The sequence below is a fragment of the Dyella sp. BiH032 genome (assembly GCF_031954525.1).
Lineage (GTDB): Bacteria > Pseudomonadota > Gammaproteobacteria > Xanthomonadales > Rhodanobacteraceae > Dyella_D.
This window is the reverse complement of record NZ_CP134867.1, coordinates 1370338-1393468: the sequence shown is the minus strand read 5'-3', so window position 1 is coordinate 1393468 and position 23131 is coordinate 1370338. Positions and strand designations below refer to the sequence as shown.

Annotated in this window: 14 protein-coding genes; 6 read left to right on the top strand and 8 right to left on the bottom strand. The window is 68.8% G+C overall.

Annotated elements, in window-relative coordinates:
• Positions 1-6: 6 nt before the first annotated feature.
• Positions 7-696: a tRNA (adenosine(37)-N6)-threonylcarbamoyltransferase complex dimerization subunit type 1 TsaB gene (tsaB, locus tag RKE25_RS05990; protein ID WP_311841343.1), complete on the bottom strand. Its 690-nt coding sequence runs from the start codon at positions 694-696 to the stop codon at positions 7-9.
• A gap of 230 nt (positions 697-926) precedes the next feature.
• Here tsaB and RKE25_RS05985 point away from each other — a divergent pair, with 230 nt between their 5' ends.
• From RKE25_RS05985 to RKE25_RS05975, 3 genes are all read left to right on the top strand, one after another.
• Complete coding sequence (locus RKE25_RS05985; RefSeq protein ID WP_311841342.1) at positions 927-1355, top strand: YciI family protein; 429 nt, start codon at positions 927-929, stop codon at positions 1353-1355.
• Between the two features lie 32 nt (positions 1356-1387).
• Complete coding sequence (locus tag RKE25_RS05980; RefSeq protein ID WP_311841341.1) at positions 1388-1807, top strand: VOC family protein; 420 nt, start codon at positions 1388-1390, stop codon at positions 1805-1807.
• Positions 1808-1954: 147 nt separating this feature from the next.
• On the top strand, positions 1955-3223 hold the full coding sequence (locus RKE25_RS05975; RefSeq protein ID WP_311841340.1) for an RNA polymerase sigma factor: 1269 nt from the start codon (positions 1955-1957) through the stop codon (positions 3221-3223).
• A gap of 22 nt (positions 3224-3245) precedes the next feature.
• On the opposite strand, the gene RKE25_RS05970 is transcribed toward RKE25_RS05975, so the two are convergent.
• The 7 genes from RKE25_RS05970 to hrpA form a co-directional block, all read right to left on the bottom strand.
• The gene (locus RKE25_RS05970; protein ID WP_311841339.1) at positions 3246-5177 is read right to left on the bottom strand and encodes an ATP-dependent DNA helicase; all 1932 of its coding nucleotides are present in this window, start codon (positions 5175-5177) and stop codon (positions 3246-3248) included.
• Positions 5178-5828: 651 nt separating this feature from the next.
• Positions 5829-6362, bottom strand: coding sequence for a tetratricopeptide repeat protein (locus RKE25_RS05965; protein WP_311841338.1), 534 nt, complete (start codon positions 6360-6362; stop codon positions 5829-5831).
• Between the two features lie 2 nt (positions 6363-6364).
• Positions 6365-8689, bottom strand: a complete 2325-nt coding sequence (gene mrcB / locus RKE25_RS05960; RefSeq protein WP_311841337.1) for a penicillin-binding protein 1B — start codon at positions 8687-8689, stop codon at positions 6365-6367.
• A gap of 121 nt (positions 8690-8810) precedes the next feature.
• Positions 8811-9662, bottom strand: coding sequence for an NAD-dependent epimerase/dehydratase family protein (locus RKE25_RS05955; protein WP_311841336.1), 852 nt, complete (start codon positions 9660-9662; stop codon positions 8811-8813).
• Positions 9663-9670: 8 nt separating this feature from the next.
• On the bottom strand, positions 9671-11371 hold the full coding sequence (locus tag RKE25_RS05950; RefSeq protein ID WP_311841335.1) for a tetratricopeptide repeat protein: 1701 nt from the start codon (positions 11369-11371) through the stop codon (positions 9671-9673).
• A 68-nt stretch (positions 11372-11439) separates the two neighbouring features.
• Positions 11440-13572: a bifunctional (p)ppGpp synthetase/guanosine-3',5'-bis(diphosphate) 3'-pyrophosphohydrolase gene (locus tag RKE25_RS05945; RefSeq protein ID WP_311841334.1), complete on the bottom strand. Its 2133-nt coding sequence runs from the start codon at positions 13570-13572 to the stop codon at positions 11440-11442.
• A gap of 66 nt (positions 13573-13638) precedes the next feature.
• Entirely contained in the window at positions 13639-17691 is a 4053-nt protein-coding gene (gene hrpA / locus RKE25_RS05940) for an ATP-dependent RNA helicase HrpA (RefSeq protein WP_311841333.1), read from the bottom strand.
• 145 nt (positions 17692-17836) lie between these two features.
• Here hrpA and RKE25_RS05935 point away from each other — a divergent pair, with 145 nt between their 5' ends.
• The 3 genes from RKE25_RS05935 to RKE25_RS05925 all read left to right on the top strand — a co-directional run bounded on the left by RKE25_RS05935 (position 17837) and on the right by RKE25_RS05925 (position 23121).
• Entirely contained in the window at positions 17837-18304 is a 468-nt protein-coding gene (locus RKE25_RS05935; RefSeq protein WP_311841332.1) for a Dps family protein, read from the top strand.
• 298 nt (positions 18305-18602) lie between these two features.
• Positions 18603-21203 (top strand): glycosyltransferase family 2 protein, encoded by a 2601-nt coding sequence (locus tag RKE25_RS05930; protein ID WP_311841331.1) that lies wholly within the window; start codon positions 18603-18605, stop codon positions 21201-21203.
• 148 nt (positions 21204-21351) lie between these two features.
• Entirely contained in the window at positions 21352-23121 is a 1770-nt protein-coding gene (locus RKE25_RS05925) for an autotransporter assembly complex family protein (RefSeq protein WP_311841330.1), read from the top strand.
• Positions 23122-23131: the final 10 nt, after the last annotated feature.

The window sequence follows — 23131 nt, the reverse complement described above, 5'->3', positions numbered from 1 at the left end:
CAGGCCTCAGGCCTTTCCCTGTTCGGCCAGCGTAAGCGCCACCTTGTCCCGCAGATAGATCGGAAGCGCATGCTCGGGAGCCTGCGCGTGTCCCGCGCGGAACTCTCGCACGGCCAAGGCCGCGACGTGCTCGGCCTGGGGGTAGGCATGGCCGCGTTCGAAGAGGATGGGCCCGTTCAGACGAGGGCGCAGCACGTCGGCATAGGTCGCCCAACCGGTGCCGACCACGTGCCAGCCTTCTGCGGAAGGAAGCGTCAGCGTTTCCGGCGCGCAGACCCGCTCCTCGTCCAAAGCCACCAGGCCGCCCTCGCCGTCCCGGCGATAACAGGCGGCGTAGATCTCGCCCATGCGCGCGTCGATCACCGCGAGAATCGCGCCCTTCCCCACCGGCGCCTCGAGCGCCAGCGCGGCCAGCGAGGAGACCGTCACTACCGGCCGGTCCAGCGCCAGGGCCATGCCCTGCGCCAGTGACACGGCCAGCCGGACGCCGGTGAACGCCCCCGGCCCACGTCCCACCGCAATGGCGTCCAGGGCATGCCGCCCGAGGCCGGCTTCCGCCAGCAGCCCGTCGGCCATGGGCAGCACCAGTTCCGCATGGCGGCGCGGCGCGATCTCGCTGCGGGCGACCAGCTGGTCGCCGTGGACCAGGGCGACGGAGCAGGCTTCGGTGGAGGTTTCGATGGCGAGCAGATTCATAGGGGCACCATGGTAGCGGCTGGGGCAAGGCCCGGTCGCCATCAGAGCGCCGGCACCGGGCAGCCGGCGGGCGCCACGGGGACGTTCGCGGGCAACCGAGCGGCGGCGGGCGGACGACCGGGATCGGGCACATCCCACCTCGTGACTTGTCGATTTCCGGCCCGGCGGTTCGTCGTCAGGACAAGAGCCCCTCGAACGGGCTCCTTAGACCGCACAGAGGAGACACGACAATGCGTTTCATGGTGATCGTCCACGCCACCACGGAATCCGAGGCCGGCCTGATGCCGAAACAGGAACGGCTGGCCGCGATGGGCAAGTACAACGAGGAGCTGGTCAAAGCCGGCGTCCTGCTTGCCGGCGAAGGGTTGCATCCAAGCTCGCGCGGCGCGCGCGTGCACTTCTCCGGCAGCAAGCGCATCGTCATCGACGGCCCATTCGCCGAAACCAAGGAGCTGATCGCCGGCTTCTGGCTGATCCAGGTGAAGTCGCTGGAAGAAGCGATCGAATGGGTCAAGCGCTGCCCCAATCCGTTCGAAGGCGAATCCGACATCGAGATCCGCCAGGTCTTCGAAGCGGAGGACTTCGGCGCAGAATTCACGCCCGAACTGCGCGAGCAGGAAGAACGCCTGCGCGCCGAAGTCGCCGCCCGCACGCATTGACCATCCACGACCCACCCAGCAGGAGCCAAGTCATGATCGTTCAACCCTATCTCCATTTCGAAGGCCGTTGCGACGAAGCCATCGAGTTCTACAAGAAGGCGGTCGATGCCCAGGTCGACATGGTGTTGCGCTACAAGGACAGCCCCGTGAAGCCGCAGGAAGACTGCAAACCCGAGGCAGGCTACGAGGACAAGGTGATGCATTCGGCCTTCCGCATCGGCGAGACCACGGTCATGGCCACCGACGGCTTCAACAGCGGCAAGCAGGAGTTCAAGGGCATCTCGCTGTCCCTCACCTGCGCCAGCGACGCCGAGGCAAAGAAGCGCTTCGATGCGCTGGCCGAAGGCGGCAAGGTCACCATGCCGCTGGGCAAGACCTTCTTCACCTCCAGCTTCGGCATGCTGACCGACAAGTTCGGCGTGGATTGGATGATCCTCACCATGCCGCGATAAGGCTCCAAGCAGGGCCTTCCTTCATGGAAGGAGGCCCTGCGCGCTGGATGCCGCAACCGCACATCGAGAGACGGGCGGCGGAACAGCTTCCGCCCTCGTAACCGTCCTTATTGCGTGCGCGGGCGGCGGATGCTCTGATCGGCGCCCATGACCGCCTCCGACATCCATCGCACCATCGACGCCGTCTGGCGTATCGAATCGGCCAAGCTGATCGCCGGCCTCGCGCGCATGGTGCGCGACGTCGGCCTGGCCGAGGAACTGGCCCAGGACGCGCTCGTCGTGGCGCTGGAGCAATGGCCCGAAAGCGGCGTGCCAGATAATCCCGGCGCCTGGCTGATGACCACCGCCAAGCATCGCGCGATCGATCGCCTGCGCCGGCACAAGCTGCTGGAGCGCAAGCACGAGGAAATCGGCCGCGACCTGGAGCTGGATCAGGAGCCGGCCTATTCCGAAGTGGAACTGGCGGCCGACGACCACATTGGCGACGACATGCTGCGCCTGGTCTTCACGGCCTGCCACCCGGTGCTGTCGATGGAGGCACGTGTCGCGCTCACCCTGCGCCTGCTCGGCGGCCTCACCACCGATGAGATCGCGCGCGCCTTCCTGGTGCCCGAGCCCACCGTGGCCCAGCGCATCGTGCGCGCCAAGCGCACGCTGGCCGAGGCCAAGGTGCCGTTCGAAGTGCCGCGCGGAGAGGAGCTCCACGAGCGCCTGACGTCGGTGCTCGGCGTCATCTATCTCATCTTCAACGAAGGCTATTCGGCCACCGCCGGCGACGACTGGATGCGCCCCACGCTGTGCGAGGAAGCCCTGCGCCTGGGCCGCGTGCTGGCCGAGCTGGTGCCGCGCGAGCCGGAAGCGCACGGCCTGGTCGCGCTGATGGAAATCCAGGCCTCGCGCGCCAAGGCTCGCACCAGCCCCACCGGCGAACCCATCCTGCTGCTGGACCAGAACCGTGCGCAGTGGGACCACCTGCTGATCCGCCGCGGACTGGCTTCACTGGAGCGCGCGGAGCGCCTGTCGGAACAACGCGGCGTCTACACCAGCCAAGCCGCCATCGCCGCCTGCCACGCCCGCGCGCGCACGCCCGAGGCCACCGACTGGCGGCGCATCGCCACGCTTTATGCAGAGCTGGCGCAGATCGCGCCGTCGCCGGTGGTCGAGCTCAACCGTGCCGTCGCTGTCTCGATGGCTGCCGGCCCGCAGGCGGCCTTGGCGATCGTAGAAGGCCTGCTCGACGAACCCTCGCTCAAGACCTATCACCTGCTGCCCAGCGTGCATGCGGACCTGCTGCGGAAACTCGGTCGCCTGGCCGAAGCAAAGCTTGAGTTCGAACGCGCCGCGTCCATGACACGCAATGCGCGCGAGCAGGACCTGCTGCTCGAACGGGCTCGCGCCTGCGGCGAAGCCGGTTGACCGGGAACGAAGCCGCGGCGGGCTACGCCGCCGCTTCCGCGGATGCCTCGAAGAACGCCTGCACGGCGGACAGCTCGCGCGTGCGCGGCATCGGCGGCAGGCTCGAGAGAAACAGGCGGCCGTAGCCTTTGCCCGTGAGGCGCGGATCGCACAGCACGAGCACGCCCCGATCGTGCACGTCGCGAATCAGCCGGCCCACGCCCTGCTTCAGCGCGATCACCGCGCTGGGCACCTGCCAGCCCATGAAGGGATTGATCCCGGCCTGTTCCAGTGCGTCCAGCCTGGCCTGCAGCACCGGGTCGTCCGGCGCCGCGAACGGCAGCTTGTCGATCACCACCACGCTCAAGGCCTCGCCGGCGACGTCCACGCCTTCCCAGAAACTGGCCGCGCCGAGCAGCACGCCATGGCCGCTGGCGCGGAAGTCCTCCAGCAGGCGATGGCGCGGCGCGGTGCCCTGCACGAACAGCGGCCACGGCACCTGCCCTTCCAGCAGCTCGGCCGCGCGGCGCAACGCGCGATGGGAGGTGAACAGCAGGAACGCGCGCCCGTTGGATGCCTGCAGCACCGGCAGCACGGCTTCGACGACGCGTTCGGTGTAGTCGCGCGCACCAGGATCGGGCAATCCCGACGGCAGATAGCAGAGCGCCTGGCGCTCGTAGTCGAAAGGACTTTCCAAACTCAACGTCTGCGGATCGTCCAGGCCCAGCTGCCGTGCGAAATGCTCGAAGTGCCCCGCCACGGAGAGCGTGGCCGAGGTATGGATCCAGGCCGCCTGCGCGCGCTCGCGCAGCGCCCGCAGCGGACCGGCCAGATCGAGCGGCGTGGCGTGCAGGGCGAAGCCGCGCGGAAAGGTTTCGTACCAGCGCACGTCCTGCTCGTCGGCCTGTTCGACGATGCGATCCAGCCGTTCGCTATACAGCGCAGCGCGCTCGTGCGCATTGGCGAAGCCGCGCGAACGCTCCGCCTGCGAGGCCAGTACGTCCGCCAGCGCGGCGAGCACTTCGCGCACGTCGTGCATGGCCTCGCGCACCGGCTGCGCCGTATCCAGAAGATGAAACGGCCCGCGGTCCGGCAGTACGTCCATCGCCAGGCGCAGTTTACGCACGGCATCCCGCAGCGCCTCCACCGGCTCCAGCACCACGCCGATCGCGCCGGTCAAGCCGTTGCATTCGCCCAGCGCGTCCTGCGCCAGCTCGGTGAGCTGCCGGGCGCTGATGCTCTGCGAGAAGAACTGCCCGGCCAATTCGGGCACCTGATGCGCCTCATCCAGGATGAAAGCCTGCGCGCCCGGCAGGATTTCGCCAAAGCCTTCCTGCTTCAGCGCCAGATCCGCGAACAGCAGGTGATGGTTGACCACCACCAGGTCCGCCTCCTGCGCCTCGCGCCGGGCCTTCACCACGTGGCAGTCGTCGAAGAACGGACATTCCACGCCCAGGCAGTTCTCCGGGGTGGAAGTGACGCGAGGCCACATCGGCGATTCTTCCGGCACCTCGGCCAGCTCCATGCGATCGCCATGGCGCGTACGCGCCGACCACGCGCGGATCGCCGCCAATTGCGACGCCTGCGTGCGATCGAAGCTCGCGCCTTCGCGCACGGTCTGGTCGAGGCGATACAGGCAGAGGTAGTTCGCACGCCCCTTCAGCAGCGCCGTCTTCAGGCGCGCGCCGAGCACCGAACGCACCTTCGGCAAGTCGCGGAAAAACAGCTGATCCTGCAGCGCCTTCGTCCCCGTCGACACGATCACGCGCTCACCCGACAGCAGCGCAGGCACGAGGTACGCATACGTCTTCCCTGTCCCTGTCCCCGCCTCCGCAATCAGCGTCTCCCGCTCGGCAATCGCATGCTCCACCGCCCGCGCCATCGCCTGCTGGGCGGCACGCGGAGCGAAATTCGGCAGTTCGCGGGCGAAGGGGCCATCCGCGCCAAGCAGCGCGGATACGTCAGTGTCGGTCATAGGAAGCAAGTATGGCTGAGCCGAAGTTCACGCGTAACCCGAGCCGGCATGCAACCTCCATTCAACCTGAAGCTCTCACCTCAGATCGGGCCCCGAACCAGCCTTGGCTGTTGCTCTTCGCTCTTGATCTCCCGGGTTCCCTTCGCGGCGGTGAGGGCTGGACGATCAGGCCGCCGCAGGCGGGCGGGGACAGGACGTCCCCGCCTTTTCGATCAGGGCATGGATGCCCTGTCGAAAAGCCCGGCCAGCCCTCAACGTACCCGGAGCAGCGAAGGCTGCGGAGGGCGCCGCGCAGGGGGCCCTTCTTCTTGGTTACTTCTTCTTGGGCAAGCAAGAAGAAGTAACTCGCTCTCCGGCAGGAGAGCGAAACCCTCGCCCCGCGAGGGGCGAGACACGACTGGCGACCACGTCGCGACAACCGAGCCGTGTCGCTACTGGGTTCCGGCCCGCGCCGGAATGACGAGAATGGAAGGGCGAGGCAACCCTTAGCACCCCCGTTGGGGTTGGCGAGCTCACCCCAACCTACGCGCTACGTCCGGCCTGCGCCGGAATGACGACCAAGTGGAAGGACGAGGCAGGAAACAAGCGTCCATTGGCAGCGAGCGAATCCGCCCCACGCAAACCCCGCCCCCAAAAACGAGGAGAAAAACCTCAATACCGCGGAATACCCTCGACGTGGCACTGCTTCACCCACTTCGCGGCAGTCGCCGCCGCCGCATCATCCCCCGCCCGCTGGCGCAGCTCGACGATCGTCTGCCAGTTGCGCGCACACAGCGGCCCCAGCCGTGGACCGATCTCCCACGACTTGTGCGCCAGCTGTTCGGCGGACGGATAGTCCTTCAGGCGGATCGCCAGCTCGGCGCGGTCCTGCAGCAGGTCCGGCGAATTCGGGCTCAGTTTCAGTGCTTGGTCGAGCTTGGCGGCGGCCGCGTCGAGCTGTCCACCGCGTACGTCCGCCTGCGCGGCGTCCTGCAGCGAAGCCACGCCCGGGTCGCGCAGCGGATGCACGTCGATCACAGACTTCTCCTTGTCTCCGGCCGCCTGGATCGACGCCAGGATGTCTCCATCCGAGCGCGTCGGGCGGGTGGCCTGCGAGGGCGCGCTGGGTTGGTTGCAGGCAGCCAGGGCGAGCGCGGCCAGGACGGTAGAGGCAAGGAGCGGTCGGCGGAAACGGCGGTACGACATGGTCAATCTCGGATGGGAGCGGTGGAGGCCGGCGCCGGTGCGTTGCTGTCGCCGCCGAACCAGTTTTGGACGCGCTGCCAGAAGCAGCCCTCGGAATCCTGCGAAAGGGTACCCGCAACCACGGGGATCTGGCGTGCGCCTTCGCACGACGGATCGGTACGTTTGCCATCGGCCGGATTGATCCAGGCCATTTCCAGGCCCTCGCCCGGCGCCGCCGGAAGCGGACGCGAGGGCAGCTTGCGGAACAGCTCCTGCCACGCGCGCAGGCTGCCGGTGGCGCCGTAGAGACCGCTCGGCTTGTTGTCGTCGCGGCCCATCCAGAACACGGCCAGGTGATCGGCGGTGAAGCCGGCGAACCAGCTGTCGCGCATCTCGTTACTGGTACCGGTCTTGCCCGCGGCGTTGAGGTTCGGCAGGGTCTTGCCGATCGCCGCCGCGGTGCCCGAGCGCACCACCTGCTGCATCGCCCAGGTCACCTGGCGCACGGCCAGCTGGTATTCGCCGCTGCCGGTCTTCACTTCGTAACGCTTGATGGTCTTGCCGTCGGCGTCGACCACGCCGCGCACCGCGACTAGCGGCAGCGCGTGGCCGTCCGCGGCGATGTACTGATACAGCTGCGCCACCTGCAGCGGCGGGATGCCCTGCGCACCCAGCAATAGCGAGGGGCTGGGATTGACGTCGGTGAGTCCGAACGATTCCAGGAAGGCCTTGATGCGCGGCAACCCCACTTCCAGGCCCAGGTGGATCGTCGCCAGGTTCCACGAATGCACCAGCGCGTCGACCATCGGCACCGAACCGTGCACATCGCCTTCGTCGTTCTTCGGCGTCCACTGCGTGCCGTCGGGCTGGCGCATGCTGATCGGCGTGTCTTCCACCGGCGAACCGAGGTTCCAGCGTTCCGGCTGCGACAGCGCCACCAGATAAACCAGCGGCTTGATCAGCGAACCAATCGAGCGGCGCGCATCCATCGCGCGGTTGAAGCCCTGGTCACCGGGGTCCTTGCTGCCGACGATAGCCAGCACGCTGCCGGTCTGCGCGTCGGTGACCACGGCCGCGGCCTGCGCCGCCTCGCCGCGCTTGCCCAGGCCGCTCATCGCCGTGGTGATGCCCTGCTCGGCATACAGCTGCGCCGCGGGATCGAGCGTGGTGAAGATGCTCAAATTGCCGGCGCTGAGCATGGCGTCGTCGAAATCGTTGGTGATCTGCGCACGCACCAGCTGCATGAACGCGGGGAAGCGGTTATGCGGCAGCTGACCATTGGTGACGATGCCCAGCGGCGTGGCTTCGGCCGCCTTCGCCTGCTCCGGGGTCAGCAGTCCGGTGGTGGCGAACTGCTCCAGTACCAGGTTGCGGCGGGACAGCGCGCGCTCGGGATAGCGGCGCGGATCGTAATAGCTGGGCCCCTTCACCATGCCGATCAGCAGCGCCATTTCCTGCGGACGCAGGTCTTCCATGCGCCGGCCGAAATAGAACTCCGAGGCCGCAGCGAACCCATGCACGGCCTGCGCACCCTGCTGGCCGAGGAACACCTGATTGACGTAGGCCTCCAGGATGCGGCCCTTGTCGTAGTGAGCCTCGATCAGGATCGACATCAGCGCTTCGTTGAACTTGCGCGTGATGTTCTGATCGCGGTCCAGGAACAGGTTGCGCACCAGCTGCTGGGTCAACGTCGACCCGCCCTGCACGGTGTGGCCGGCGCGCAGGTTGGCGAAACTGGCGCGCAGGATGGCGGAGAAGTCGATGCCGATGTGGTGCTTGAAGTCGCGGTCCTCGACCGCCTGCAGGCCCCCGATGAGCAGCGGCGGCACGTCGGCGAGACGCACGATGCGGCGCTCTTCCTGCTGCGAGCCGTACACGGTGGCGATGCGCGCCGGATCGAGGTGGGCCAGCTCCAGCGGCTTGCCGCTGGCGGCATCCTTCAGCGAAGCCACACCGCCCTTGCCCAGCGCGACGCGCACGCGGCGCGGCAGCTCGCCGCCATCGGGGCCGGCATAACCGCGCGAGGAAATCACATAGGTGGAACCGTCCTTGGCCCAGGTGCCGGCGACCTGGCCGTGGCCGTCATTGCTGTAGCCGGCGAAGGTCAGCTCCAGCTCCAGCGCCGCGGGGGTCATCGGCGCCCCGGCTTCCAGCGGCAGCGGTCGCGCGTAGACGCGCGTCGGCACGGCGAAGACGAGGTCGTTGAAACGATCCTGGACCCGCTTGTTCAGCACCAGCGTGTAGGGGAGCACGAACCCGAAGAACAGGCCCAGGCCGATCCAGAAGGGAATGCGCACCCAGGGCCAGGCGGCGCTTGCGAGCGAGCGGAGTCGGGTCAGAAAGGCCAACGCGGAGAATCCTGAACGATAAGGCCGCGATCATAGGACCTGCTTCCCGGCGCGCATATGAATGCGTCTCCCCGTTTGGGGCGGAAAGATGGCGCCGCGGCAGCGAATCGCCGAAGGAAAGTCACGGTCCGGCGGCAGGGCCGCGCGGCACCCAGCAGGCCGCGTCGGGATGGAACGGCCGGGGCGCCAGTCCCAGCAACTGCTGCAGCGCGCTGTTGTCGGCGATCAGATCGCTCTCCAGCCGGCTGACCGGGCCGCGCAAGCGCGGCACCGCGTGCCGCCCCAGCCGCAGCAGCCAGCCCGGCAGGGGAATCGGCAGCGTCGTGATCGGCAAGCTGCGCCGCACGCGGGCGAACATCTCCCCCGCGCTCAGCCGCTCGCCGCCGCCCAGCGGAATCACCTTGCCCGCGGCAGCCGGCGTCTCCAGCGCGGCCAGCACCGCCTGGGCGATGTCGTCCGCATGCACCGGCTGGCGCTGGCCGCGCCCGCCCGGCAATGGGAACACCCGGGTGCGCATCGCGCGCCGGGCGATCGGCGTGAGGCTCTTGTCCAGGCCCGCGCCGTAGACGAGGGTGGGCCGGAACACCGTCCAGGCCAGGCCGCGGCGCTCGCAGATCGTGGCCAGCGCCTCCTCGGCATCGCGCAACTGGCGTGCGAGCGCACGCTCCGCCGGCACCTCCGACTCGCGCTTGCTCTCGGCGCTCATCGAGCTGGTGGCGATCACCCGCGGCGTCCCCTCCAGCCCGGCACCCAGCAGCCAGTCGGCCACTCCCTGCAGCGGGCCGAAGCTGACGATCGCCGAGAGCTCGCCCACCGGCGGCACCACGTGCGGAAGATCCCCGCGCAGCCAGGTGACCCCGGCCGTCTCGCGCGGCCGGCGGCTCACGGCCAGCACGTCCGCACCGAGTTCGCGCAGCCGCGGCAACAGGAAATAGCCGATCTGGCTGCTGGCGCCGAACACGAGAATGCGCATGGAACGACTCAGCCGCCCGACTGCAGGCGGGCTGCGATGCTCGATACGCGCGGGTTGCCCGGCGCCAGCTTGCGCGCGTGATCCAGCGCCTGCGCGGCCCCCGGCCGGTCGCCGCCGGCGAGGCGCTCTTCGGCCTGATCCATCCAGGCGCTGGCCAGGCGCTGGCGCAACTCGGCCTGCCCCGCTTCGCCGGGCGCGAGGTCGCCCAGATCGGAGAGACGGTCGCCCGCCCGCTTGAGGTCGCCGTTGGCAAGCGCCTGGTTGAACTGTTGCACCACCAGCGCGGGCAGTTCCTGCAAGCCGTGCCGCGCCGCTTCGTTGTTGCCGTCGATGGCCAGCGCGCGGCGGTACAGGTCATACGCGCTCTCGCCCGGCGGAAGCATCACGTCGCCGCGCCGCGCCGCGGCTTCCGCCTGGCGGACCATGCGCGCCAGCTCGGCGCTCTGCTGCGGCGAGAGCGCGGCTTGCGCATCGGCTTCCGGCAACTCGCCCGAAGGTGCGGCGGCGCCCTCGGCATGCCGGGTCACATCCGAGAGATGCGCCCGCGCGGCGGCCAGTTCGGCCGATTTGGGCGCCAGCTCGCCGGCCTGGTCTAGCAGGCGGCTCGCCTGGGCGTTGTCGCCGCTGTCGAGCGCGGCATTGGCTTGCACGACCAGCGCCTGCGCCACCTGGCCCAGCCCGGCCTTCGCCTGCGGGTTTTCCGGATCGAGCGCCAGCGCGTCCTTGAAATGCGCCAGCGCCGTGTCGTTGCCGGTGCCGGCGATGCGGCCGGCGCGCAGCGCCGTCTGGCCCAGGCGGATCGCCTCGGCCACCTGGCCGTCGTCCTGCTTCTGGTCTTGCACCAGCGCCGCGCGCAGCGAGGGCAGCTCGCCGTAATTGGGCAGCAGCGCGGCGAGACGGTCGACGCTGGCAATGGCGGCGTCGCGGTCACCAGCGTCGATGGCCTTGCGCGCCTTCGCGGCGAGCGCGTCCCCCACCTTGTCCAAACCGTGCGTGGCGACGGCATTGCCGGGGTCGGCGGCCAGGATGCGGCGATACAGCGCGCCGGCTTCCTCGGGCTTGTCGTCAGCCATGGCCTGCTGGGCCTGATCGACCAGCGCGCCGGCCTGGAACGTCGCGCTGCGTGCCTTGGCGATCGCCTGCGCCAGCCGGTCCACATCGCTGCCGCCGCCGAGCAGTTCGCGCGCGGCGTTCATGGCCTGCTCGGCATCGTCCGGCTTGCCGGCGGCCAGAGCGGCGTCGGCCTTGGCGACTTCCGCCAGGCCCACCTTGCGCAGGCCGTCGCGGGCACGATCGTTGTCGGGTTCCAGCGCCCGCGCGGCCTCGAACAATTCGCGCGCGCTGGTGCCGTCGCTGCCGTCGAGACGGCCGTCGTGCAGGGCCTGCTCGGCGCGGCCCAGCACGTCGTTGAGTTCGGTGCTCGGCACCAGCCCGCGCAGGCGGTCCTGTTCGAGCCAGAGGGTTACGCCCGCCCCGATTACCACCAGCAGGAGCAAGGGCCACAGCCAGCCGCGCGAGCCGCCCGAGCGCGCCGGGCGCTGCGCCGACGCCGCGCCGGCGCGGCGCCGGTCCGCGGCGCCCAGAGTGACTTTGGGCAGGTCGTCGTCGGCCGCGGGCGGACGTCCCGCATCCAGGTGATCCAGATCGCCCAAGGTGGGCTCCGTGCGGCCCTGGGAATCGGGTTGGTGCTGGTCTTTGCGTCCGTTCATGGTCCACACATCGGGTTGACCGCCGGGAGCTTAGCACCGCGCCCGGCCGCCGCCGCGTGCCGTCCGGCTCAGCCGCCGACGCGGCGGGCGTCCACGACGTTCGGCAGGGCGACCAGCCGCGCCAGCAGAGTGGAAAGCTGCTCGAAGTCGCGCACGCGCAGGGTGAAGCGCATCTCTACTTCCCCCGTGCGCACGAACACACGGCTGGACGAGGCGATGATGTGCGTGCCGGCGTTGCTGATCACGCTGGTCACGTCCTTCTGCAGCCCCTTGCGGTCGTAGCCGCGGATTTCCACGTCCACTTCGTAGGCCTGCGCAGCCGCCTTGCCCCACTCCACCTCGATGACGCGGTCGGGGTCCCGGCGCGCAAGCCGGGCCAGGCTCGCGCAATCGGCGCGATGCACCGACACGCCGCGCCCGCGCGTGACGAAACCGCGCACCGCGTCGCCCGGCAACGGCTGGCAGCATCGCGCCAGCGTGGTGAGCAGGTTGCCGATGCCCTCGATGCTCAACGCGCTGTGATCCAGCGTGCTGTGGCGCGAGGCCACCGGCAGCGAAGACTGCGTCATCTCGGTGGGCGGCGTCTCCGCCTCCTGCAGCACGCGCGAAATCTGCCCGGGCGTGATCTCGCCCAGCGCCAGCGCCACCAGCACGTCGTCGAGCTGCTTGAGGTGGAAGTGCGCGGGAAGCTTGTTGAGATCCGGCGCCGCCAGCGCCAGGCGCTTCAATTCGCGCTCGAACATCGCGCGCCCCGCCGCGAGGTTCGCGTCGTGCGCGCTGCGGCGGAACCACGCGCGCACTTTCTCGCGGGCGCGCGACGTATTGAGGTAGCCGTGGTGAGCCGAAAGCCAGTCGCGACTCGGCTCGGCGCCCTTGGCGGTGAGGATCTCGATACGGTCGCCGCTGTGCGGCTGGAACGACAGCGGCACGATGCGTCCGTTGACCTTGGCACCGCGGCAACGGTGCCCCACTTCGGTATGCACGTGGTAGGCGAAATCCAGCACCGTCGCACCACGCGGCATGTCCACCACCTCGCCGCGCGGGGTGAGGACGTAGACGCGGTCTTCCATCAGCTCCGTATGCAGCTCCGCGGCGAGGTCGCCCTCGCCCTCGGCCTTCGGCTCCAGCAGCCGCCGCATCCAGGCGATCTTCGCTTCGAACTCGCTGTCGGCGCCGCCGCCTTCCTTGTAGCGCCAGTGCGCGGCGACGCCCAGCTCGTTCACGCGATGCATCTCGTGCGTGCGGATCTGCACTTCGAGCGTCTTGCCGTGCGGACCGATCACCGCCGTATGCAACGAACGGTAGTCGTTGCCTTTCGGGCGCGCGATATAGTCGTCGAACTCGCCTGGCAGGTGCGGCCACAGCGCGTGCACCACGCCCAGCGCGCCATAGCAATCCGCCACGCTGTCGACCAGCACGCGCACGGCGCGGATGTCGTAGAGGTCGGAGAACTCCAGCGACTTGCGCTGCATCTTCTTCCAGATGGAATAGATGTGCTTGGGCCGCCCCGCCAGGTCGGCGCGGATGCCCGCCGCATCGAGTTCGCGCTTGAGCGCGTTCAGCGATTCGCGGATGAACGCCTCGCGATCGGCGCGGCGCTCGTCCAGCAGCCGGGCGATGCGCCGGTAGGTGTCCGGCTGCAGGTAGCGGAAGGCGAGGTCTTCCAGCTCCCACTTCAGTTGCCAGATACCGAGGCGATTGGCGAGCGGCGCATGGATGTCGCGGGTCAGCCGCGCCAGCTCGGTGCGCTCCGCTTCCGGCAGCGTGCTCGCCGCGCGCATGCGCGCGAGCTGCCGCGCCAGCAGCACGAACACCACGCGCAGATCGCGGATGATCGCCAGCAACAGGCGCCGCAGTCCCTCCGACCCGCTTTGCGGTGCCTGCTGTGCATGCAGCGCCCAGACCTTTTCCGCCGCCAGCTGGCCCTGCACCAGGCGCAGCAGTTCGGGCGGCAGAGTCGGCTCGAGCGGCGCCCAGGCGGCCGGATCGGCGCGCGCCAGTTCGAACCAGAGCGCCGCGGCCTGGGTCTGCGCATCGCAGCCGAGCATCGCGAGCAGATCCAGCACGTCCACGCACTCGGCCTCGTTCACCCGTGCCTGCATGCAAGCGTCAAGCGCCCGCGCGAGCACGGCCGCCGGCGTACCGGTGCGGTCGCGCCAAGCGGCGAGGCTGGAAACGGCGGGGGCGGCGGCCTGGACCAAGCGAACTTTCCCTGGGGATTACTGCGCATTCTAGTACCGCACGACGCCCAGGCCGGCGCCGCTACGTCAGCCCAAGGCCTCGAGCGCGCGGGCCAGCCGCTTCGCCGACACCGGCTCGGCGGTCTTCAGTTCCTGGGCGAACAGCGAGACGCGCCACTCCTCGATCAGCCAGCGCAGCTCCGCCAGCGCGGCCGGGCCAGCGCCGGCCGCCCGGTGCTTGAGGTACTCGCGCCAGTACGGCAACACCTGCAGCATGCGCTGCTGGTCTTTCGCCGGATCCTGCCGCAGGCGTTCGGCACGCAGGCGCATCGCCTTCAGGTAACGCGGGAAATGCGCCAGCCGCGATGTCGCCAACTCGCGCAGGAAACCCGGCTCCAGCAGATGGACCAGCTGTTCCCGCAGATCGTCGTAGCTGGCGCGGGCGAAGCCGATCAGCGGCGGCTCCAGCCAGGGCTTGAGGTCCGCCTGTGCCTCGATGATCGGCTCGGCCAGCTTCAGGCGCTCCACTGCCGCGGCGAACAGCTCGCGCGAGCACTGCGCGCGCAGCGCCTCGAACGCGCCGGCGGTGCGCACGTCCAGCGCGTGGCGCCCCAGCAGGTCGGCGAAGCCGCCCTCGGCCAGGTCATCCCGCAGGCTGTCGACGCTGCCCAGCGGCGCGTACTTCAGCGCCAGCGGATTGCCGACCGGCAGCCGGCGCCGGGTCTGCTTCATGTCGGCGGCCAGCGCATGGCGCAGCAGGCGCACCACGCCGCCGCGATGCGCCTCGCGCGCCTCGTCGCTGCGCTCGAACACGCGCAGCGCCACCGCATCGCCGAGGTCGACCAGCGCCGGGAACGCCATCAGGCCACCCTCGGAACGCACTTGCGCGGGGATGTCCTCGAAGTCCCAGCTGGTGACGTCCTCGCGGACGAGCTCCAGGTCCGTCTTGCGCGAGAAAGCCTCGCGCGCCTGTCCTTCCCACTGCCCGCGCAAGGCGTCCAGGTCGCGGCCGGCGGCCAGCGTGCGACCCTGTTCGTCGTGCAGGCGGAAGCGCATGCGGAAGTGCGCCGGCAGCGCGGCCGGATCGAATTCGGCCGCGGCGATGTCCACGCCGGTGGTGCGCTTGAGGAAGCCGGCCAGGGCCTTGGCCAGCGGCTCATCGCGGGGCGCTTCGGCCTCGACGAAGGCGCGCGCGAAATCCGGGGCCGGCACGAAATTGCGGCGCAGCGGCTTGGGCAGGCCGCGGATCAGCTCCGCCACCTTCTCGCCCAGCAGGCCCGGCACCAGCCATTCGCAGCGGGCGGCGGGTAGCGCGTTCAACATCGCCAGCGGCAGATGCAGGGTCACGCCATCGGCCTCGTCGCCAGGGACGAAGCGATACTCCAGCCGGTAACGCTGCGGCGCGAGGTCGAGCGACGCCGGAAACGCCTTCGGATCCAGCCCCGCGCCACCGGCCATCACGTCGTCCAGCGACCAGCGCAGCGCGGCCTGCTCGGCGGGGCGCGCGCGGCCGTACCAGGCATCCAGCGCGCGGCTGCTGGCGATGTCCTGCGGCAGCTTGCCCTCGAAGAAAGCGGCCAGCTCGCCCTCGTGGCGGATCAGCCCCTCGCGTCGCTGCTTCGCCTCGATGCCGCGGGCATCCTCCAGCACGCGCTGGTTGGCGCGCACGAAATCGGCGCGCGCATCGATGTCCACGCGCGCCAGCGCCTCGCGGACGAAGATCTCATGCGCGAGCGCGGGGTCCTGCTGCTGGAAAGTGACCGGGCGGCGCTCTACCAGAGTGAGGCCGAACAGGCTCACCTGCTCGTACGCGACCACGGTGCCGCGCTTGCGCGACCAGTGCGCGTCGCGGCAGCTGGATTTCAGCAGGTGCGCTGCCTGCTGCTCGATCCATGCCGGCTCCACGCGTGCGCACATCATGCCCCACACCTTGCCGCCGACATCGAGGATCTGGGCGGCGAAGATCCAGTTCGGCGGCGTCTTCGCCAGGGCCGAACCGGGGAACACCTGGAAGCGCCGTTCGCGCGTGCTTCGATAGATGCCTTTCTCGTCCTTGTGTCCCACCTGGGTGGGAAGGCCGGCGAGCAGGCTGCGGTGGATGGCCTCGTAGAGGCGCTGATCATCGCCCTCGCCATCACGCCCTTTCCCCGCCGGGGAGTGGGCCGGGCCGAGGGGCCGGGGCTCGCCGGAACGCTTGTTCGGAGCGTGCCTTTTTGCCTGGGGCACGGCCGAACCCTTCGGCCCCCGTGGCCCTTCATCCCGGCTCTCTTTCCGGAGAGACGAGGAAGCAGTGTGATCCCACCCCAATTCCTCGGCGACCAGCAACAGCTGCCGGTGCAACTCACGCCACTCGCGCATCCGCATGAAGCTGAGAAAGTGCCGGGAACACCAGTCGCGCAGCTTGGATTGCGTCAGCTCCTGGAGTGCCCCGTCGTACGCGCGCCACAGGTTGAGCACGCCGGCGAAATCCGACCGCGGGTCCGCGAACTGCGCGTGTGCGGCGTCCGCCTGCTGCCGCGCATCCGCGGGGCGTTCGCGCGGATCCTGGATGCTGAGGAAGGCCACCAGCAGCAACATCTCGTGGAGACTGCCGAGCGTCTGCGCCTCCACCAGCATGCGCGCGAGTTGCACGTCGATCGGCAGCTTTGCCAGCGTGCGGCCGACCGGCGTCAGCCGGCGCTGCTCGTCGATCGCGGAGATCTCGGCCAGGCGCCGGTAGCCGTCGGCCACCACGCGCGGATCGGGCGCCTCCAGGAACGGGAACTCGTCCACGTCGCCCAGCTGCAGCGACAGCATGCGCAGGATCACGTTCGCCAGCGAGGAACGCAGCAGTTCCGGATCGGTATAGCCCGCGCGGCTCGCGTAATCGGCCTCGTCGTAGAGGCGATAGCAGGTACCGGGCCCGACGCGACCGCAGCGTCCCTTGCGCTGGTCTGCGGCGGCGCGGGAGATGGGCTCCACATGCAGACGTTCGAGCTGGCTGCGCTGGCTGTAGCGCTTGACGCGCGCCTGGCCCGAATCGATCACGTAGCGGATGCGCGGCACCGTCAGCGAGGTCTCGGCCACATTGGTGGCCAGCACCACGCGGCGCTTCGGCCCCGGCTTGAACACGCGGTCCTGGTCGCCGGCGGAAAGGCGCGCGTAAAGCGGCAGGATCTCGGTCTCGCGATACTGGCGGCGCGACAACAGCAGGTGCGCGTCGCGGATCTCGCGCTCGCCGGGGAGGAACACCAGCACGTCGCCGCGCGGATCCTCGTGGGTGATTTCGTCCAGCACGGCCGCGACGTGCTCGGCGCTGCCCTGCTGCATGTCGCGCCCGCCGCGGCGCTCGCCCAGCTCGTCCAGCGAGCGCCAGCGCACCTCCACCGGATAGGCGCGGCCCTCCACCGAAACCACCGGTGCGCCGTCGAAATGCGCGGCGAAGCGCTCGGTGTCGATGGTGGCCGAGGTGACGATGATCTTCAGGTCCGGCCGCTTGGCCGCCAGGCGCTTCAGGTAGCCGAGCAGGAAATCGATGTTGAGGCTGCGCTCGTGCGCTTCGTCGATGATGATCGTGTCGTATGCGGACAGCCACGGATCGCCCTGCGTCTCGGCGAGCAGGATGCCGTCGGTCATGAACTTCACCAGGCTGCGCTCGGAGACCTGGTCGTTGAAGCGCACCTGGAAACCGACCTGGTCGCCCAGCTGGGTGCCCAGCTCTTCCGCGACGCGGCGCGCCACGGAGCGCGCGGCCAGCCGGCGTGGCTGGGTGCAGCCGATCATGCCGGCCTCGCCGCGGCCGGCGGCCAGGCACAGCTTCGGCAACTGCGTGGTCTTGCCCGAGCCCGTCTCGCCGGCGATCACCACCACCTGGTGCTGGCGGATCAGCTTCACGATCTCTTCGGCGCGGCCACTGATCGGCAGCGACTCGTCCAGCCGGATCGGCGGCTTCGCTTCCGCGCGGGCGCGGCGCTTCGCGGCGGAACGCTCGATGTCGGCGGCCAGCGCCTCCAGCTTCGCCTCGTCGGGCCGGCGCGAAAGGCCGCGCCACCGCCCCAGCAGGCGACCGACATCGCGGCTGCACACTCCATCGATCGCGCGGCGCAGCATGCGCAGGCGGGCATCGGGCGAAGGGGGACGGGGGGCAGGCGTGTCGCTCATCGGGCCGCACATTCTAACGAATGTGGGGGCCATACCCGATAGCCCGCGGCTATGGAACACATCAGAAGGTTTCATTTCTTCCTAACGTACGGCCCGGCTAAGCTCGCGGCAGGTTTTTCCACACACGGGTAAAGGAGCACATTCCATGGCCATCGACATCGGCATCGCCAAGAAGGACCGCGAACAGATCGCCAGGCACCTGTCCAAGCTGCTGGCCGACACCTACTCCCTCTACCTGAAGACCCACAGCTTCCACTGGAACGTCACCGGTCCGCAGTTCAACAGCCTGCACGCCATGTTCGAGACCCAGTACAACGAGCTGTGGCTGGCCGCCGACGAGGTCGCCGAGCGCATCCGCACCCTGGACGTGTTCGCGCCGGGTTCGTACAGCCAGTTCGGCAAGCTCACCACCATCAAGGAAGAAGCCGGCGTGCCGGACTGGAAAGATATGGTGTCGCAACTGGTCGAAGGCCACGAGATTGCCGCCCATACCGCCCGCGAGACCATCAAGGCCGCCGACGCGGCCGGCGACGAGGGCACCGCCGATATGGTCACCGGGCGCCTGAAGGAGCACGAGAAGACCGCCTGGATGCTGCGTTCGCTGTTGAAGTAAGCCGGATGTGAAGCATCTTCTCCCCTCGGGGAGAAGATGCTGATCGCCCAGGATTCCTTCGGTCACTGGAGATGACGGCCGGGGCTCGCCGAGAAAGAGGGACGATGCGTCCCGCTGACCGCTCCCGCTTCCAGGCTCCGCCCCCTCGCTCCAACCCTCTCCCCGGCGGGGAGAGGGTTGGAGGCCCCTGACCTCGCGCTGACCACCTGGGGCAAACCTTTATTGAGCCTGCCGCCCGGGCTCGGTAAGCTCCCCAGGCTTTAGCGCCTCGTGTGAGAGGCAACCACGGGGATCGTTCTTGAGCGCCACTGCCGCAGCCACCCATACCAGCCGGCACCCGTTGCTTTCAGCCATTCTGCTGGCGCTGATCGTGGCGGCCATGAACATTGGCCTGTGGTGGTGGAGCAATCTCCCGCACGGCCCCGAAGACTGGAAAGGCCCCATCGGCGGCTTTGCCCTTTCCGCCTTCCAGCGCTACCAGAACCCGCTGAAGAACGACTTCCCCAGCGAGGAGGAGATCGAGAGCGATCTGAAGCTGCTCAGCCGCTACACCTCCCGCATCCGCACCTATTCCACCCTGCAGAATCCCCAGGTCTACCGCCTGGCCGAGCGCGATGGCCTGGACGTGCTGGCCGGCGCCTGGATCGACCGCCGCCTGGACAACAACGAGCTGGAGCTGGAGGCGCTGATCGCCCAGGCCCGCCGCTACCCCAACGCCATCACCCGCGTGATCGTGGGCAACGAGGTGCTGTTCCGCGGCGACGTCACGCCCGAACAGCTGATGGCCTACGCCGACCGCGCACGCGCCGCGCTCAAGCAGCCGGTCTCCATCGCCGAGCCCTGGCACATCTGGGCGAGGTACCCCGAGCTGGCCGACCATGTGGACTTCATCACCGTCCACTTGTTCCCGTACTGGAACGGCATCCCGCGCGCCGACGCGGTCAAGGACGCGCTGAACAGCTACCGCGCGCTGCAGCAGATGTTCCCGAACAAGCACATCGTGATCGGCGAGATCGGCTGGCCGTCCAATGGCGATCGCTTCAAGTACGCGCAGCCGTCGGTGTCCGACGAGGCCATCTTCCTGCGCCAGTGGTTCAACATGGCCAAGAAGGGCCACATCGACTACTACGTGATGGAAGCCTTCGACCAGCCGTGGAAGGAGAAGCTGGCCGGCCGCACGGAAGCGTACTGGGGCATGTTCAATGCCGACCGCCAGTCCAAGTTCCCGTTCACCGGCCCGGTGACCGAGGACACCGGCTGGCCGTGGAAGGCGCTGGCCGCCAGCTTGCTGGCGCTGCTGCCGATGATCTGGTTCGCCCGCCGCTTCACCCGCTTCAAGCTGATGGGCCGGTTCTTCTTCGCGGCGCTGATCCAGTTGGCCTGCGGCCTGGTGGTCTGGTCCGCCACCCTGCCCTTCAACTTCTACCTGAGTTGGATTGACTGGACCATGCTGGTCCTGCTGTTCCCGGCGCAGATCGCCATCCTGGCCATCCTGCTGATCAATGGCTTCGAATTCACCGAGGTGCTGTGGCGCCGCTCGTGGGTGCGCCATGCCGGCATGCTGCGCCCCGACCCGCCGGCCAAGCAGCCGTTCGTGTCCATCCATCTGGCTTGCTACAACGAGCCGCCGGAGATGGTGATCGTCACGCTCGATTCGCTGGCCGAGCTGGACTACGAGAACTATGAAGTCCTGGTGATCGACAACAACACTAAGGACCCGGCCATCTGGAAGCCCGTGCAGGAGTACTGCGAGAAGCTCGGCCACCGCTTCCGCTTCTTCCATCTGGAACCCTGGCCTGGTTTCAAGGCCGGCGCCCTGAACTTCGGCCTGCAGGAAACCGACCCGCGCGCCGACGTGGTGGCGGTGATCGATGCCGACTACGTGGTGCGTCCGGACTGGCTGGCCACACTTACCGGCCATTTCCACGACCCGAAGGTGGCCGTGGTGCAGTGCCCGCAGGCGCACCGCGATTTCGAGCACAACCGTTTCCGCCGCATGACCGCGTGGGAATACGACGGCTTCTTCCGCATCGGCATGCACCACCGCAACGAGCGCAACGCGATCATCCAGCACGGCACCATGACCATGGTGCGCCGCTCGGCCCTGGAGGGCACCGGCGGCTGGTCCGAGTGGACCATCTGCGAGGACGCCGAGCTCGGCCTGCGCCTGATGCACGCCGGCTACGAGCTGGTCTACGTCGACGAGCTGATGGGCAAGGGCCTGACCCCGGCAGACTTCAAGGCGTACAAGAGCCAGCGCTATCGCTGGGCGTTCGGCGCCATGCAGATCCTGAAGGGCCGTTGGGACTGGATGACGCGCAAGGGTCCGCTCTCCGCCGGCCAGCGCTTCCACTTCCTCACGGGCTGGTTCAGCTGGTTCGCCGATGCGCTGCACCTGATCTTCACGCTGATGGCGATCTTCTGGACCGCCGGCATGGTGGCCGCGCCGAATCTCTTCACCTTGCCGATGCAGCTGTTCCTGATTCCGGTGATCGGGTTCTTCTTCGCCAAGGCGATCTTCGGCATCGTGCTGTACCGCGCCCGCGTTCCCTGCGGCTGGTACGACACACTGATGGCCTCGCTCGCCAGCATGGGCCTGTCGCACGCGATCGCGCGCGGCATCCTGCACGGCCTGACCCGCGAGAAGACGTCTTTCGTGGTGACGGCCAAGAGCCGGCGCCTCGGCGGCAGCAACTTCGCCGCCTTCGCGCCGGTGCGCGAGGAGATGCTGATGGCGATCGCGCTGCTGCTGTGCGTGGTCGGCATGGCCAAGGGCTACGGCACGCAGTACGTGGAAAGCACGCTGTGGATGTTCATCCTGGCGGCGCAGTCCATCCCGTACGTCTCCGCGGTGGTCGGCGCGTGGATCGCGCACAAGGCCGGCGACAAGGCCGGCTGAGGCCAGCGAAGCCACAGGCCGACGCTTCCTGCGCCATTTTTCGTCCCCGTACGAGAAATGGCGCCGTCCATTTGCGGTCAAGCTTTCAACCATTAAGCTCCGGCAAGGCGACGCGCTCGCCTGCCGCCCCAATGGATGGAACCCACGCATGCGCCGACAACGACGCCTGGGCCTGGCCGCCCTTCCGCTGCTCCTGCTGCTGTCCCCGTTCGCGCGGGCCGGCGTGCAGTTGGTGGTGGACGGCGTGGACGACACGCTCAAGGGCCCCGTCATCGCCGGCGTGGAACTCTCCCAGTACGCCAATCGCGAGGTGAGCGACGCCCAGGTGCGGCGGCTATTCGACCGCGCGCCGGACCAGGTGCGCACGGCGCTGGAGCCCTACGGTTATTACGAAGCCACCGCCACCGGCGACATTCAACAGGTCGGCGCCGACTGGCGCGTGACGCTCCACGTGAAGCCGGGCGAGCCCGTGATGGTCACCGCCGCGAACGTCACGCTGGACGACAAGGCCGCGCAGATCCCCGCCATCCGCCGCGCCAGGCGCGCGATCGAACGCCTCAAGGGCCAGCAGCTCAATCACGGCACCTACGATGCGTCGCGCGATGCGCTTTCCGCCGCGCTCACTGCCAACGGCTTCCTCAATGCACGCCTGACCGCACACCGCGTCGAAGTCGATCGCGGTGCGCGCAGCGCCCGCATCGAGCTGGCCTGGGATGCCGGCCAGCGCTATCGCTACGGCCAGGTGCGCTTCGAGGGTTCGCAGTTCAAGGAGGGGTTTCTCCAGCGCTACGTGCCATTCAAGCGCGGCGACTACTTCCAGCAGGACCAGCTGCTGCAGCTGCAGCAGGCGCTCAACGGTGCCGACTACTTCTCCGTCGTCAACGTGCTGCCCGACGTGGACGAGGCCAAGGAAGGCGTGGTGGACGTCACCGTGCAGCTCGCGCCGGCCAAGCGCACCATCTACACCGGCGGCCCCTTCGTCGGTACCGACACGGGCGGCGGCGTGCGCGCCGGCATGGAGCGCCGCTGGGTGAACCGCAAAGGGCACAAGTGGAAGAACGAGCTGGTGCTGGCACAGCGGCTCAAGACGCTGTCCACGCTGTATTCCATCCCCATGCCCGGCGAGAACCAGCGCTCCTTCAACTTCGGCGCCAACTTCCGCGACGCCGACACCACCACCTCCAAGTCGCGCACGCTGGAACTGGTCGCCAACGAAAGCCGCCTGTGGCACGGCTGGACCCGCACCATCGGGGTGCACGCGCTGTCCGGCACCTTCACCGTGGGCAAGCAGGCCGGCGAGAACGACGATGCCGAAGGCATCGAGCGCGGCCGCAGCACGCTGTTCTATCCCGAGGCTTCGCTGTCGAAGAAGAAGGCCGACAACCCCACCTTCGTGCGCAACGGCTGGTCCATCGACATCTATGCGCGCAGCACCGTCGGCACCCTGCTCTCCGACGCCAGCTTCAGCCAGGTGGCCGCCGACGCGAAATGGATCCGCGCCTTCACGCGGCGCGATCGCCTCATCCTGCGCGGCAGTGTGGGCTATACCTGGACCAACGACTTCGATGCGCTGCCACCGCAGCTGCGCTTCTTCGCCGGCGGCGACCGTTCGGTGCGTGGCTACGGCTTCCAGGCGATCGGACCGCGCAACAGCTACGACCGCGTGATCGGCGGCCGCAACCTGCTGGTGGCCAGCTCCGAAGTGGAGCACTACTTCACCCGCAACTGGGGCATGGCGGCGTTCGTGGACGCCGGCAACGCCTTCAACGGCACCGACTATCGCCCGCGCCTGGGTGCCGGCCTCGGCCTGCGCTGGCTGTCGCCGGTGGGCATGATCCGCGTGGACCTGGGCACGCCCATCCGCGACCAGCGCGAGCACGGCGTGCAACTGCACCTCGTGATCGGGCCGGACCTGTGAGCGGCGGACG